Origin of the sequence: Corallococcus sp. EGB (genome assembly GCF_019968905.1) — a bacterium.
Taxonomy (GTDB): domain Bacteria; phylum Myxococcota; class Myxococcia; order Myxococcales; family Myxococcaceae; genus Corallococcus.
Map to the genome: position 1 here is coordinate 1,031,879 of NZ_CP079946.1, position 14,532 is coordinate 1,046,410.

General features: G+C 70.9%; 10 protein-coding genes. 4 read left to right on the forward strand and 6 right to left on the reverse strand.

The annotated features are described in order from the left end of the window. Position 1: 1 nt before the first annotated feature. Together KYK13_RS04305 and KYK13_RS04310 are read right to left on the reverse strand one after the other, a co-directional pair. Positions 2–1,537, reverse strand: a complete 1,536-nt coding sequence (locus KYK13_RS04305) for a S1 family peptidase (RefSeq protein WP_223642188.1) — start codon at positions 1,535–1,537, stop codon at positions 2–4. A gap of 191 nt (positions 1,538–1,728) precedes the next feature. Next, the gene (locus tag KYK13_RS04310; RefSeq protein WP_223642189.1) at positions 1,729–2,784 is read right to left on the reverse strand and encodes a polysaccharide lyase; all 1,056 of its coding nucleotides are present in this window, start codon (positions 2,782–2,784) and stop codon (positions 1,729–1,731) included. Positions 2,785–3,298: 514 nt separating this feature from the next. Here KYK13_RS04310 and KYK13_RS04315 point away from each other — a divergent pair. After that, positions 3,299–6,055 (forward strand): CHAT domain-containing protein, encoded by a 2,757-nt coding sequence (locus KYK13_RS04315; RefSeq protein ID WP_223642190.1) that lies wholly within the window; start codon positions 3,299–3,301, stop codon positions 6,053–6,055. 8 nt (positions 6,056–6,063) lie between these two features. Here the strand turns inward: KYK13_RS04315 and KYK13_RS04320 are convergent, their stop codons facing one another. Then, complete coding sequence (locus tag KYK13_RS04320) at positions 6,064–7,071, reverse strand: cupin-like domain-containing protein (protein ID WP_304504094.1); 1,008 nt, start codon at positions 7,069–7,071, stop codon at positions 6,064–6,066. A 433-nt stretch (positions 7,072–7,504) separates the two neighbouring features. Between KYK13_RS04320 and KYK13_RS04325 the strand changes: the two genes are divergently transcribed. The 3 genes from KYK13_RS04325 (at position 7,505) to KYK13_RS04335 (ending at position 10,653) form a co-directional block, all read left to right on the forward strand. Then, positions 7,505–8,062 (forward strand): RNA polymerase sigma factor, encoded by a 558-nt coding sequence (locus KYK13_RS04325; protein WP_223642192.1) that lies wholly within the window; start codon positions 7,505–7,507, stop codon positions 8,060–8,062. After that, positions 8,059–8,886, forward strand: coding sequence for a zf-HC2 domain-containing protein (locus KYK13_RS04330; protein ID WP_223642194.1), 828 nt, complete (start codon positions 8,059–8,061; stop codon positions 8,884–8,886). The genes KYK13_RS04325 and KYK13_RS04330 overlap by 4 nt, the downstream gene beginning before the upstream one ends. A 129-nt stretch (positions 8,887–9,015) precedes the next feature. Next, on the forward strand, positions 9,016–10,653 hold the full coding sequence (locus KYK13_RS04335; protein ID WP_223642196.1) for an acyl-CoA synthetase: 1,638 nt from the start codon (positions 9,016–9,018) through the stop codon (positions 10,651–10,653). Between the two features lie 26 nt (positions 10,654–10,679). On the opposite strand, the gene gndA is transcribed toward KYK13_RS04335, so the two are convergent. Genes gndA through zwf form a run of 3 tightly spaced genes read right to left on the reverse strand, consistent with a single transcriptional unit; the run spans position 10,680 to position 14,332 of the window. Beyond that, on the reverse strand, positions 10,680–12,107 hold the full coding sequence (gene gndA / locus KYK13_RS04340) for an NADP-dependent phosphogluconate dehydrogenase (RefSeq protein ID WP_223642198.1): 1,428 nt from the start codon (positions 12,105–12,107) through the stop codon (positions 10,680–10,682). 21 nt (positions 12,108–12,128) lie between these two features. Further along, positions 12,129–12,794: a 6-phosphogluconolactonase gene (gene pgl / locus KYK13_RS04345; RefSeq protein WP_223642200.1), complete on the reverse strand. Its 666-nt coding sequence runs from the start codon at positions 12,792–12,794 to the stop codon at positions 12,129–12,131. Beyond that, complete coding sequence (zwf, locus tag KYK13_RS04350; protein WP_223642202.1) at positions 12,791–14,332, reverse strand: glucose-6-phosphate dehydrogenase; 1,542 nt, start codon at positions 14,330–14,332, stop codon at positions 12,791–12,793. The genes pgl and zwf overlap by 4 nt, the downstream gene beginning before the upstream one ends. Positions 14,333–14,532: the final 200 nt, after the last annotated feature.

The window sequence follows — 14,532 nt, forward strand, 5'->3', positions numbered from 1 at the left end:
GCTACCGGCGCCACTTCTGCGCGGCGGTGCCGTTGCACTCCCAGAGCTGGAGCGGGGTGCCGCTGGCGGAGTTGCCGCTCGTCACGTCCACGCACTTGTTGGCCTGCGGGTTCACCAGGTCGCCAGCGCCGGAGAGGATGAACTGCTGCGCGGGGTTGCCGTTGCAGGTGACGAGCTGGATGGCGGTGCCGTTGGCGCTGGAGCCCCAGGCCACGTCCATGCACTTGCCGAAGGCGCGCACGGTGCCGTCCGACATGAAGGTCCACTTCTGCGCGTCCGTGCCGTTGCAGTCCCACAGCTGCAAGCGGGTGCCGTCGTTGGAGTTGGAGTTCGGCACGTCGATGCACTTGTTCGCCAGGCCGATGATGGGCCCGCCGGAGCCGCCACCGCCCACCGTGGTGAGCTGCAGGCCGTAGACGCTCAGGATGGGGTTGAGCGGCTGGAAGACGGTGGTGCCGCCCGTCGTGCAGTTGCCGCCGGCGCCGGACGTCACGCCCTGGGCCTGGTTGCCGGACAGCCACGAGCCGCCGGAGTCACCGCCCTCGGCGCATGCGTTGGACAGCGTGAGGCCGTACACCGGGCCCACGTTGTAGTTCACCGTGACGTTCTTCTGCTGGATGACGCCGCAGCGCCAGCCGGTGGTGGAGCCCGAGCGACAGACGGACGCGTTGATGCCCGCCTCCTGCGACCCGTACACCAGCACGTTGCCGCCCGCGTAGTTGTTCACCCACGGCTGTGACCCCCAGGAGCCGTTGGTGCGCACCCAGGCCCAGTCATTGCCCGGGAAGGTGGACGCCACCACCGTGCCCTGCGCCACGCCGTTGACGCCGCTGGTGGTCGTGCCCGCCCCTCCGCAGTGTCCCGCCGTCACGAAGCCGCCGGACACGGGGAAGCCGATGGAGCAGCGCGCGCCCCCCGGGTAGTACGCGTCACCGCCGCGCAGGTCGTAGACGGGCTTGAACTCCTCGCGCGACGGCACCGTGCGCACCGCGGCGTGCTTCACGCCCGCCTTCGCGACGAAGTCCGTGCCGCCCGTCAGCGCGGAGTCCTGCGCCAGCACCACCACGCTGTTGGTCGTCACGTCCACGTACCAGGCGTGCACGGCGCGGCCCGCCATCCGGCTGCCCTGGTCCAGCTGCGCCTTCACCGCGTCCAGCTCCGCCAGCGTGTACTTCACCCTCTGGGGTACCGCCCCCGCGCGGCGCACCGCGTCCGCGTCCGCGTCCGTCGTCACGCCCACCACCAGCGCGCTGCCGTCCGCGTTCATCCACGCGCCGCCAAAGCGCTCGCCCAGCTCCGCGCGCAGGTGGCCCTCCACGCGCACCGCCGCGGCCTCCGACGCCAGCCGCTGCTTCGCGCCGTCCGCCGTCAGCCCCAGGTCCCGCTGCATCGCGGACAGAAGCTCCGGCGACACGTCATGCGCCAGCGCGGCCTCCGCCGGGGAGGGAGCCGCCATCGCCATCGAGGGGACGATGCTCAACGTGGCGCCAGCGAACAGCGCCGTCGCCGTGGAGAACAGACCAGGGGTCCGCTTCATCGGGTCCTGCCTTTCGTGCTTCGGGGGAGCCCGGAGCGAAACCCGACAAAGCCGTGATAGTCAATTAATTCAAGAATTACTTAAATTCTCCGACATTTTTGTGCTGCCGAAGAAAGTCTTTGAGAACAAGAAGGCCCGGCGCGTCACAGGACGCACCGGGCCTTGGGACTTGCTTCGGTGACGGGCGGAAGTCAGCGCTTCGCGCGCGGGGCCAGCGCGCGGGCGGGGGCCCGGCGGCGGCGCAGCGCGGCGGCGCCCAGGAGCAGCAGGGCGCTGGCGAAGGGCAGGGTGCCGGAGGTTCCGGACGCGCTGCAGCCTCCCGTCGCGGCCTCGGACGCGTCCGGCACGCCCGTGGGGTTCTTGGACACGGGCGTGGTGCCGGTGGTGGGGGGCTGGCCCGTGGTGGGCAGCTGGGGGGAGGGCTGCTCCGGCGTGTTCGGCGTCGGGGGGGCGATGACCGGGGTCGGGTCTTCCGCGGGGATGTTCGTGTCGTCCGGCACGGGCGTGGGCGCGGGCGTCTCCTCCACCGGCGCGGGCGCCGGCGGCATCACGTCCTCGAGCGTCGTCGCCATGGTGAAGCCGTCATGGAAGATGGACGCTTCGGGCTTGATGGCGGCGTCGCGGTACAGGCCCATCTTCAGATAGTTCAGCTCCTTGCCGAACTGGTTGGCGCCGTAGGTCTTCGGCAGCACGTGCTCGCCGTTGTGCCACAGCTCCACGAAGCCGGCCTTCTTGTCCGAAGACCACTTCACGTGCAGCACGAAGTCGTGCCAGTTGCCCTTGTCGATGGAGGTCTGCCACAGCACGGGCGTGGTGTTGCCGCCCACGCGCAGGTTGATCTTGTCCCCGCGCACGAAGAACTCCAGCGGCGGAGAGCCGCAGCAGCTCTCCTGGTGCCACTGCGTGATGACCTGCCACGAGTCATTCACGGGGTAGTTGGTGGGAAAGAGCGTGCTCCACTTGTAGTAGTACTCCTTCCCCTGCGTCTCGTGGGTCACATAGAGCAGCTCGTTGCGGTTGCCGCTGGCGCCAATGGGATCATCGCCCTGCTTCACGGTGGCCTTGAGTGCGTACCTGCCGTCACGCACCACATCCGTCACGACCTGCAAGCGGCTGTTGGCAACGGCCTGCTGCCGCGTCCATTGCGACGTGTTGCCGGTCTCGAAGTCGCCCTTCCAGAGGATGCTGGCGGATGCGAGGGCCGGCATCAGGGAGGCCGCGGCAACGAGCGTAAGGAGTCGCTTCAAACAGGGGTCCTTTCGGTCCGGGTTGGGCCAAGGGGACACGCGGCGGGAAGGAAGCCTTCCCGCTGCCACTCGCCTGCCAACCCCCTGGCGCCCGCCCGCCCGTCGGGACGCCTGGTGGGCAATGAGGGGGCCAAGGCCCTGCCGCCCGTCGCTTCCCCAGGCATGCCGAAGCGCGTGATTCCGGGTGGATGCGGGCGCTCAAACCATCCGCCGTGAGCCGCCGTGCAGGCAGGCCCCCGGGCGTCATCCCCCCAACAGCCTGACGTCCCGGCGTCCCGTCCCTCCCCCGCGCCGGACCTGGGAAGTGGGGCCTTTTTTCAAGATCGGCCGAGCAGCCCGTCTATTGGTGCGTGTATCGCCCCAGACATCCGATGCGCCTGTTGTCCCACCGCCCGCCTGCCCACCGCGTCATGAGACGCCGGGAGGCACGGGGCGAGGCCAGGTCGGCGTTCGTCGGAGGTTGGTGTAGAACCGCCCCAAGGGGCAGCAGGGGGGAGATGCCCGAGGGGACCGCATGGTGAAGCCGGCGAAGAAGAGTCTCTGGGCGCTGGCGCTGGCCCTCCCTCTCCTGGTGGGTGGGGTCGCGGCCCTGAAGCCCCGGGCGCAGCCGTCCCCCGTCCCGGACACCTTCTGGACGGAGCGCAGGGCGGCCGCCCGCATCGAGGCCCGCCTCACGCACCCGGAAGCGGACCGCTACCGTTCGCGCGCCCCCGCGGGAGGCTGCCCGGTCCCCGCCGAGCCGATGCCCCTGGGCCCGCTCGCCCGCATGGAGGCCCGGGAGGACTGGGGCGGCATCGCGGCGGCCTATGCCCTGGAGGGCGAGTGGAACCAGGCGTCCTCCTTCCTGGAGCGTCTGCCCGCCTCGCCGGAGCGCGACAGCGACCTGGCGGCGGTGGCGCTCGCCCGCGGGGACCATGAGCGCGCGCTGCGGCTGCTGGACGCGGCGCTCACCGCGAAGCCGAACCTGACGCAGGCCCTGTGGAACCGCGCGCTGGTGTTCCGGGAGATGGGGCTGACGCTGCGCGCGTCGGAGCTGTTCGAGGAGGTGGCGAAGCGCAACGAGCCGGGCTGGGGGCGTGAGGCGCACGCCCAGGCGCTGGCCCTGCGCGAGGCCACGCTGGAGCGCCAGCGCCAGTGGAAGGATGCGCGCGACGCGACGCTCGCCCTGATGGACGACCCGAAGGCGCCGCTGCCCATGGACGCGGCCCGGTACATGCCGGGCACCGTGCGCGGCGTCTTCTATGACGTGGTGCGCGCCGCCGGGTCGAAGGAGCGCGCGCTGGCGCTGCTGCCCCTGGCGAAGGAGCTGGACCGGGTACAGGGCGGCAGCGTGCTCACGGACTACGTGCAGCGCGTGGCGAAGCGGGACTTCTCCCGCCGGTCGGACGTGGCGCGCCAGTACGCGGAGACGCTGCGCGCGGGCCACGGCATCCCGGAGGCGCTGCTGGACCGGGCGCGGGTGTCCGGGGATGACGACATCTACCTGGGCGCGCTGTTGCGCACGCGCAGGGGCTCCCTGAACCACCTCAAGGACACGCTGGAGCGCATCAAGCGGCTGGAGGACCCGTGGTTCACCTACGTCGCGGACCGCGACCAGGCCTTCAAGGAGATCTCCGACGGAGCGTGGTGGAAGGCTGAACAGCGGCTCTTCGGCGCGCTCCAGCGCTGCCGCGAGAATGGCCTGTCCGTGCGCTGCCTGGAGCTGGAGAAGCGGCTGGCCATCTTCTACTACGACATGCAGCGCGTGACGGAGTCCGAGCAGCACGCGCGCGTGCTCTGGGCCGGCGCCCGGCAGCTGCGCGAGTGGGAGCTGGAGTTCAGCGCGTTGGAGGTGCTGAGCCAGGTGTCGCGCTCGCGCAACGATCTGGGCAGCGCCCGCGCCTATCTGGAGGAATGGATGGCGCGCGGCCCCACGCGCAGCTGCGCGTGGCCCCACGTGCAGCTGGCGCACCTGCACTACCTGGACCTGCGGCCCCAGGAGGCGCGGCGCGAGCTGGACATCGCCGCCGCCTGCCCGGACAACCCCATGGAGCCGGTGTTCGGCGCCACGCTCGTGGAGTTGACGCGCTCCAACTTCGGCCCCAACGACCTGGAGTGGCTCTCCCGCGTGACGACCAACGCGCTGGCGGGCCCGGTGGTGCAGGGCGGGGACCGCGTCTACGCGGACTACCTGGAGGGCCGCTTCCACCTGGACCGCGACCGCCAGAAGGGCCAGCTCCACCTGCGCAAGGCCATCGACGCGGCGGACGCCCTGCCGCGCGGCGACGCGCTGGGGCGTGAGGCCTGGGCGCTCAGCTACTCGTCGCTCGCGGTGGACGCGGGCCGCGCAGGGGAGTTCTCCAAGGTGGTGGAGCTGATGGCCGCGCAGCTGGGCACGCCCGTGCTCACGCGCTGCGCGCTGGCCGCCAGCGTCCACGCCGAGCGCACCGTGCTGGTGGCGCTGGGCCCCCACGGCGAGGTGAAGGGGCACTACGACGACACGCGCAAGGAGCCCTTTGCCCGCGCGGACTCGTCCCGGCTGGTGCCGGAAGGGCTGCGCAAGACGCTGTCCGGCTGTGACCACGTGGACGTGCTGGCGTGGGCGCCGGTCTTCGGCCGCACGGATCTGCTGCCGTCCGACATGGCGTGGAGCTTCCGCCTGGGCCGCGCCCAGGGCCCGCGTCCGGCCGCCAGCGCCCAGTCCGCGCGCCGGCTGGTGGTGGCCGGCGTGGAGGCCCCGTCGCTGTTGCAGCTGCCCCGGCTGCCCACCTGGACGCCGGACGCGGAGCCCGGGGGCGCGCCGCCCAACGTGCTGTCCGGCTCGGACGCCACGCCCTCGCGCGTGCTGGAGAGCATGGCGGACGCCACGGAGATTGAAATCCACGCGCACGGCATCACCGACCCCAGCATCTCCGGCGCGTCGCTGGTGGTGCTGTCCCCGGAGGTGAACGGCCGCTACGCGCTCACCGCGGACGTGGTGCGCGAGCAGAAGCTCAAGGGGGAGCCCACCGTCTTCCTGGCCGCGTGCAGCGCGGGCCGCACCACGGCGCTGCAGAGCACGGAGCCCTTCAGCCTGCCGGCGGCCTTCATCGACTCCGGCGCCCGCGCGGTGCTGGCCTCCACGGTGGACATCCCGGACGCGGCGGGCCGCTTCTTCGACGGCGTGCGCCGGAGGATCCACGCGGGCTCGCCCGCCGCCATCGCGCTGCGCGACGAGCGCCAGGCGTGGCTCGCGCGGGACGGGCGGGCCGGATGGACGCTCTCCGTGCTGCTGGTGGAGAAGGCGGACTGACGGACGGGCTAGGGGGGGGCATCCAGGTGCGTGTTTCCGCCAGGGACGACGAAGTGGTGGAAGGTGACGCTGGCGCTCACGTCCAGCGCCTTCACCCAGTGCCACCACCCCACGGGCAGGAACACCATGTCCCCGGGCTCCAGCACCGTCTCCAGCACCGTGGCCTCGGCGAACAGCGGGTGCGCCACCAGGTCCGGCGCGCCCGCGTCCACATGGCTGAAGGTGCCCCGGTGCGGGTACACCCGGTGACGCTCGTAGGACGGCACCAGCTTCACGTGCTTGCGCCCCATCACCTGCCCCAGCACGATGTTCATGTTGTCGTGGTGCAGCGGGGTGACGGTGCCCGCCGGGCCCAGGAGCAGCGTCATCTGATCCGCCAGGAGCGACGGGTCGATGATGCCCTCCAGCGCGCGCAGGTCCTCGCGCAGCGCGGACAGCCCCCCGTGGCTCCAGTTGTCGTTGCGCGGAACCATGTAGTAGTCGTTGGTCTCCCGGCCGGACTCCACCATCGCCAGGAAGTCCGTGAAGGGCATCCGCGAGCGGTGCCGGTCCTGCTGGGCCGCGTGCTCCGGGTTGGCGTCGCGCCCCGTCATCACCTCCACCTCCACCTGCCCGAAGTGTTCGCGGAAGTAGGGCACCGACCACTTGCCCAGCGCGGGCCAGCCCTTCATGGCCCCCCGCAGCACCACCGGCCGGTGGCCGAAGTAGTAGCGGCGGAAGAACTCCTCCGGGGCCAGCCCCTCACGCACCTCCAGGACGCGCCCGCCGTCCTGGTTACGCAGCGCGCTGTAGGTCTCCATCAGCGACTCCAGCCACCCGAAGTGCCGGGCCACCTGACGGCACGCCTGGAAGTAGGGGTGTGCCTCCGCGGCGGCCACCTCCGCCCGCGCGACTTCCAGGGGCACCCCCGCTCCCTCCAGCACCTGCTCCACCTCCTCCATGCCCACACCCAGCGCCAGATTCTCCGCCAGCCACTGGCGCCACTCCGGCCGCAGCGGGGACTTGTCCTCGTTCATTCAGAACTCCTTGAAATCCTTGAAGGATTGGCCCGGGGGGGCCCTGCTGCCGGTGTGGCGGGGCGTGGTATGGACTGCCCCATTCTGTCTTTTTCCAACCCACCTCAATGCTGACGCAGGACTTCCGTCGTACCAGGAGAAGCCATTCATGACCCCCGGAGACCCGTCCTCTCACCGCCCTGGCGCCTTCGAGCCGGACCACAGCGCTCCCCACGTGAAGGGCTCCTACGTGAACTGCGAGAACCGGGCACCGCGCCGGCGCCGCCCGCTGCCGCCGCCCTCGGTTCCCCCCCTGCTGGAGGGGGCGGAAGGCGTTCGCTGAAGGACCTGGCGTCCGGGCTTGTCTGCCCTTCCGGGCATTTTTCTCTCAAGAAACGAACCGCTCGGCGTCTTTAAACAGGAAAGCCCACCAGTCACTTCGGGGCCTTGTGTCATGGCCAACCTCTTCAACCGGGAAAAGCGCCACTTCGAGGCGTTCATCCAGCGACACCGGCCCAGCCTGCTGGCGGTGGCGCGGCGGTTGTGCGCCCGCGGCACCCTGGACCCGGAGGACCTGGTCCAGGAGGCCTTCGAGCGGGCGTTGCCGGAGTACGGCCACCTGAAGGACCGGACGGAAGCGGCGTGCGCGGCCTGGCTGTGCACGACGATGACCAACCGGTTCCTGGACCACTGCCGCCGTCAGCGCACGGAGAGCCGGGGGCTGCCGCACCTGGCGCTGGTGCAGGACCTGCCGGTGACAGGGGACGCGGACCAGGAGAACTGGGAGCTGGTGGGCAACGACGCGTTCCAGGCGGCCATCGAGCAGCTCAAGCCGCACCTCCGGGACGCGTACAAGCTTCACGCGGAAGGCCGCCGCTACCAGGCCATCGCTGAACATTTCAACGTTCCCGTGGGGACCGTGGGCAGCTGGCTGACGCTGGCGCGCCGGGACCTGAGGGAATTGCTGCTTCCGAGCGTCGCGGTGGCCCGGGAGCGGGGAGCTCAGTCATGAACGCGCATTGCACCCGGCTGCACCTCTTCATGGACGGCGAGCTGTCCGAGTCCGACGCCGAAGCGTTCCGGAACCACCTGCCGCGCTGTGCCGCCTGCGAGGGCGGCCTGAGGGACCTGCTCCAGTTGGAGCTGCTGGCGGCGCGGGCCCTGGGCACGGGCGTGGCGGAGGCGCCGGCGGCGAAGCCGGAGGGCCACGTGGTGGCGCTGGGCGCGTGGGTGCGCCGCAACGCGCGCGTGGTGGTGCCGCTGGCCATGGCCGCCAGCCTCTGCGCCATCGTCGTGCCGCGCATGATGCCCGCCGGAGAGGTGCCAGCGGTCGTCTTCCTGGAGAACCAGTCCACGCGTGAGCTGGAGGCGCGCCTTTCTGATCCGCGCGCGGACAAGCACCGTCCCTACAGCCCCATGCGCGGCGGCGCGGAAGGCGCGGAGGCGGGGAAGGTGACGCTGCCCCTGCGTCCCCTGGCGGAGATGGAGGAGCGCAGGGACTTCCGCGGCATCGTCGCGGCCTACGTGCTGCACGGCCAGTGGCAGCAGGCGCAGGCGGTGCTGGCGCGCGAGCCCGCGTCGCTGGCGCGCGACATCGACCTGTCGGTGGTGGCGCTGCAGGACGGCCGCTACCAGGACGCGCTGAACCTGCTGGACCCGGTGCTGCGCACGGACCCTCGCAACCCCCAGGCGCTGTGGAACCGCGCCATCGCGCTGCGCGAGCTGGGCCAGAAGGACCTCGCCGCGCACGACTTCAACCAGGTGGCGGACCTGGGTGAGCCGGGCTGGAGTGACGAGGCGCGCAGCCTGGCGAAGGGGCTGAACGCCTCGCGCTGAGCAGCACCTGGAAGTTCCCCCGCGCGTTGCGAGCGTCCACCACCGGGCGCTTTCGCGCGGGGCTCCGCCGCACCGCTCGGGATGACGTGACAGGCTGCCGGGGTTGCCGGAACACTCCAGGAGCCGCCCATGTCCGAGCCTTCCTCTCGCGCTTCCGCCGACTACGCGTCCACCCGCCGTGACTTCCGGTGGGAGCGGCCAGCGCACTTCAACTTCGCCACGGACGTCATCGACAGGCACGCGGCCGAGCGGCCCCAGGCCCCCGCGCTCCAGTGGTCCGACGAGTCCGGGCGCTCGCGGCGCTTCTCCTTCCAGGAGCTGAAGGAGCGCTCGCTGCACGCGGCGCGCTTCCTCACCGGGCTGGGCCTGAAGCGCGGCGACCGGGCCTTCATCCTGATGCCGCGCGTGCCGGAGTGGTGGTTCCTGGTGCTGGGCTGCATCCGCGCGGGCATCGTCTTCATGCCCGGCACGCCCATGCTCACCGCCAAGGACATCCGCTACCGGCTGGAGGTGTCCGGCGCGAAGGCCGTCCTCACCGACGCCAGCTGCCTGGACCGCTTCGAGGGCGTCGCGGGCCAGGCCCCCGGCGTGACGACGTGGGTGTCCACCGGCGACGCGCCGTCCCCCTGGACGCGCTACACGTCGGAGGCGCTGGCGGAGTCGCAGGCGACGGCGTTCCCGCCCACGAAGGCGGAGGAGCCGCTGCTCATCTACTTCACGTCCGGCACCACCGGCATGCCGAAGATGGTGCTGCACACGCAGGCCAGCTACGGCCAGGGGCACCTCATCACCGGCCGCTACTGGCTGGACCTGAAGCCAGAGGACCGGCACCTCACGCTCAGCGACACCGGCTGGGCGAAGTGCGCGTGGGGCAAGCTCTTCGGCCCGTGGAGCGTGGGCGCGTGCAACGTCGTCTACGACTTCCGCGGCCGCTTCGACCCCGCGGGCTTCCTGAAGGTGCTGGAGCGGGAGAAGGTCACCACCTTCTGCGCGCCGCCCACCGCGTGGCGCGCGCTGGTGCTCCAGGACCTGAAGGCGGTGGACCTGTCCTCGCTGCGCCACTCCCTGAGCGCGGGCGAGCCGCTCAACCCGGAGGTCATCCAGACGTGGAAGGAGGCCACCGGGCTGCACATCCGCGAGGGCTACGGCCAGACGGAGACGGTGGTCATCGTGGGCATCTTCCCCGGCATGGAGCCGCGCGTGGGCTCCATGGGCAAGCCGTCCCCGGGCTTCACCGTGGGCGTCATCGACGAGCACGGCCACGAGGTGGCGGACGGACAGGAGGGCGACATCGCCGTGCGCGTGAGGCCGGAGCGGCCGGTGGGCCTGTTCGCGGGCTACCTCAACGACGACGCGGCCAACGCCGCCAGCAGCCGGGGGGACTGGTACATCACCGGCGACCGCGCGGTGCGCGACGCGGACGGCTACCTGTGGTTCGTGGGGCGCTCCGACGACGTCATCAAGACGTCCGGCTACCGCGTGGGCCCCTTCGAAGTGGAATCCGCGCTGATTGAGCACCCTGCGGTGGCCGAGTCCGCCGTCATCGGCGTGCCGGACGACAAGCTTGGCCAGCGCATCAAGGCGTACGTGCTGCTTACGCCGGGCCACACGCCGTCACCGGAGCTCGCGCAGGAGCTGCAGGACTTCGTGAAGAAGACCACGGCGCCCTACAAGTATCCGCGCGAGATTGAGTTCGTCACGGAGCTGCCCAAGACGGTGAGCGGGAAGATCCGCCGCGCGGAGCTGCGCGCCACCCAAGGAAAGTAGGCGGCGCGCAGGGCGGGGCCGCGGGACTACTTCAGCCAGTCCGAGTGCACGAAGCCGGCGTCGGGCTTGTCCCGGCGCTGGTAGGTGTGCGCGCCGAACGCGTCGCGCTGGGCCTGGGTGAGGTTCTGCGGCAGCTCCGCGCTGCGGTAGCTGTCCATGTACGCCAGGCTGCTGCTGAACACCGGCACGGGGATGCCCGCCTTCGTCGCGGCGCCCACGAACCGGCGCCACGCCGGGGCCATCTTGTCCAGCACCGGGGCGAAGGCCTCGGACACCATCAGGTTGGGCAGCGTGGGCTGCCGTTCGAAGGACTCGCGCAGCGGGGTGAGCAGCTTCGCGCGGATGATGCAGCCGCCCCGCCAGATGCGGGCCATCTCCGCCAGCGACACGCCCCACTTGTACTCGTCCGACGCCGCCTGGATGAGCCGCATGCCCTGCGCGTACGTCACCACGCGCGCCGCGTAGAGCGCGTCGTGCGCCCACTGGGCCAGCTCCTTCTTCTCTTCCGGGGACAGGGAGATGTCGGGGCCGTGGAGCTTCCTGCTCGCGGCGACGCGCTCCTCCTTGCGCGAGGACAGGTTGCGCGCGTCCAGCGCGGACGCGATGGAGGGCACCGGCACGCCCAGGTCCAGGGCCACCTGCACCGTCCACTTGCCCGTGCCCTTCTGGCCGGCCTTGTCCAGCACCAGGTCCACCAGCGGCTTGCCCGTCTCCGGGTCGCGCTTGCGCAGCACCTTGATGGTGGTCTCCAGGAGGAACGACTCGGCGATGCCCTCGTTCCACTTGGAGAACAGGTCGGCGAGCGCCGCGGTGTCCAGGCCCAGGCCGCGGCGGAGCACGTCGTAGGTCTCCGCGAGCAGCTGCATGTCCGCGTACTCGATGCCGTTGTGCACCATCTTCACGAAGTGGCCCGCGCCCTCCGGGCCCACGTGGGTGACGCACAGGCCCTCTTCACTGCGCGCGGCGATGGCCTCCAGCACCGGCCGCACCAGCGCGTACGCGTCCTTGGGGCCTCCGGGCATGATGGACGGGCCGTGGCGCGCGCCCTCTTCACCGCCGGACACGCCGATGCCCAGGAAGTGGAAGCCCTTCTCCTTGCACAGCGCCTCACGGCGGCGCGTGTCCAGGTACCAGGAGTTGCCCGCGTCCATGATGACGTCGCCGGGCGACAGCAGCGGGAACAGCCGGCCCATCATCTCATCCACGGGGGCGCCGGCCGTGATCATCAGCAGGATGCGGCGCGGGCGCTCCAGGCCGGCAACGAACTTCTCCAGCTCCGGGAAGCCCTGCAGGGCCTGCTTCGGGTTCTCCTGCTGGACCTTCTGGATGCTCTCCGGGTGGCGGTCCCACACGGCGACGCGGAAGCCATGGTCCGCGATGTTGAGGGCGAGGCTCGCGCCCATCACGCCCATGCCCGCCACGCCGAACTGCGCCGGCTTCGTCTGTTCGCTCATCGTTCCCTCCAGAGGGCCGCCTCACCCGTGGGCGGCGGGGTCCAACATCCACTGCGTATTCGTCACGTGCGATGCGGGCAGGGACATATCGCCCGCGAGCACCCGCCGCATGGCATCCCGCTTGCCCTCGCCCGCCACCAGCCCCAGCACCGCCCCCGCGCCCTGGAGCACGGGGAAGGTCAGCGTCATCCGCCACGGCGGCGGCTTGGCGCGCTGCTCCACCGCCAGCACCCGCCGCGTGCGCTCCCGCAGGGCGGGGTGCCCGGGCATGAGGCTCGCGGTGTGGCCGTCCTCGCCCACGCCAATGAGCACCACGTCCAGCTTCGCGGGCAGCGTCTGCTCGTAGTCGCGCGCGGCGGCGTCGCGGTCCGTGCGCTCGCCCTGCATGCGGAACACCTGCGCGTCCGGGAGCCTCAGCGGCGTCAGCAGCGACTCCTTCACCAGCAGGTAGTTGCTGTCCTTGTGGTCGGGCGGCACGAAGCGCTCGTCCACGAAGTAGACGTCCACGCGCTCCCAGGGGAGCGTGCGGTCCGCGAGCAGCCGGTACGCGGGCCGGGGCGTGTTGCCGCCGGACAGCGCCAGGCTCACGCGCGGCTTCGTCGCGAGCGCCTTTTCCAGCTCGCGAGCCATCCAGTCCGCGGCCTCGCGGGCCAGCTGCGCCGCCGGGACGACGAGGGACTTGCTCATAGCGTGGACCACCGCCGGCCGTTCTGCGCGGGCAGCGCGTCCGCGGCGTCCGGGCCCTTGGTGCCCTTGGCGTAGGTGTGGACCTTGCCGCCGTCGTCCGTCTCCAGCGCCTTCAGGATGGGCGTGATGTAACCCCAGGCCTGCTCCACGCTGTCCTGGCGCGCGAAGAGGGTGGCGTTGCCGCGCATGCAGTCCAGCAGCAGCCGCTCGTATGCCTCCGGCACGGGCTTCTTGAAGCTCTCCGCGTAGTCCATGTCCATCCGGACGCCGCCGATGTTCACGTCCTCGCCGGGAATCTTGGACTCGAAGGACAGCGCGATGCCCTCGTGCGGCTGGATGCGCAGCGTGAGCACGTTGGGCTGCAGCCGCTGGCAGGTGGCGCCGCCGCCGCTGAACAGGCCGATGGGCACCGACTTGAAGTGGATGGACACCTCCGTCAGGCGCTTGTTCAGGTTCTTGCCCGCGCGCAGGTAGAAGGGCACGCCCTGCCAGCGCCACGAGTCGATGTTCATCTTCATGGCCACGTACGTGGGCGTGCGCGAGCCCTTCTTCACGCCCTTCTCGTCCTGGTAGCCCTCGTACTGGCCCACCACCACGTGCTGGGCCACGTCGCTGCCCTCCACCGGGCGCAGCGCGCGGAAGACCTTGGTCTTCTCATCGCGGATGTCCTCCGCGCCGAACGACACCGGGGGCTCCATGGCGCACAGGGCCAGCACCTGGAGCAGGTGGTTCTGCACCATGTCCCGGATGACGCCCGTCTCGTCGTAGAAGCCGCCGCGCCCCTCCACGCCAATGGCCTCGGCCGCGGTGATCTCCACGTGGTCGATGTGCTGGCGGTTCCAGAGCGGTTCGAAGATGGCGTTGGCGAAGCGGAAGACCAGGATGTTCTGGACCGTCTCCTTGCCCAGGTAGTGGTCGATGCGGAAGATCTGCTTCTCATCCAGCGCCGAGCCCAGCGTCTTGTTGAGGGCCTTCGCGCTCTCCAGGTCGTGGCCGAAGGGCTTCTCGATGATGAGCCGGCTCCAGGGCTTCTGGCCGGGCTGCTCCTCGCGCTTGATCAGCCCCGCGCCCGAGAGGCTCTGGATGATCTGCGGGAACGTGGAGGCCGGCGTGGCCATGTAATAGAGCTTGTTGCCGTCCGTCTTGTGGCGCCTGGAGATGTCCTGGAGCTTCTGGCTCAGGCGCTGGAAGGCCTCCGGGTCGTCGTAGCCGCCGGAGGCGACCTCGATGGTCTCCGAGAAGCGCTTCCAGGTGGCCTCGTCCAGCGGCTGCGTGCGGGCGAACTTCTTGAGGCCCTCCTTCACGTGCTCGCGGAAGGAGGCGTCGTCCAGCTTGGAGCGGCTGAAGGCGACGACGGCGAAGTGCTCCGGGAGCAGGCCGGAGCGGGCGAGCTCGAAGAGGGCGGGGAATAGTTTGCGTTCGGCCAGGTCGCCCGTGGCACCGAAGAGGACCAGGGTGCAGGGGTCCGGGCGCCCCGCGCTGAACACCGGTTCGCCCTCACGGGGATGGGTTTCGATGTGCACTCCCTGCGCGTCCATGCGGTTCTCCCTCCGGGTTCGCCGGGAACCTTAAGGCGCTAATCTGGCGGCCCTGCAAGCGCATTGCAGGAGAATGATGCGGGCCTGACGTCTTGCCTGCCCCGGCGCTCTGGCCCGCCGGGGAGCGCGCGGGCGGCCGGGCGCGAGGGCGCGTTGGGAATCGTGGTACTCCTGACGCCCTGACGCCCCGGGTCTCGCGC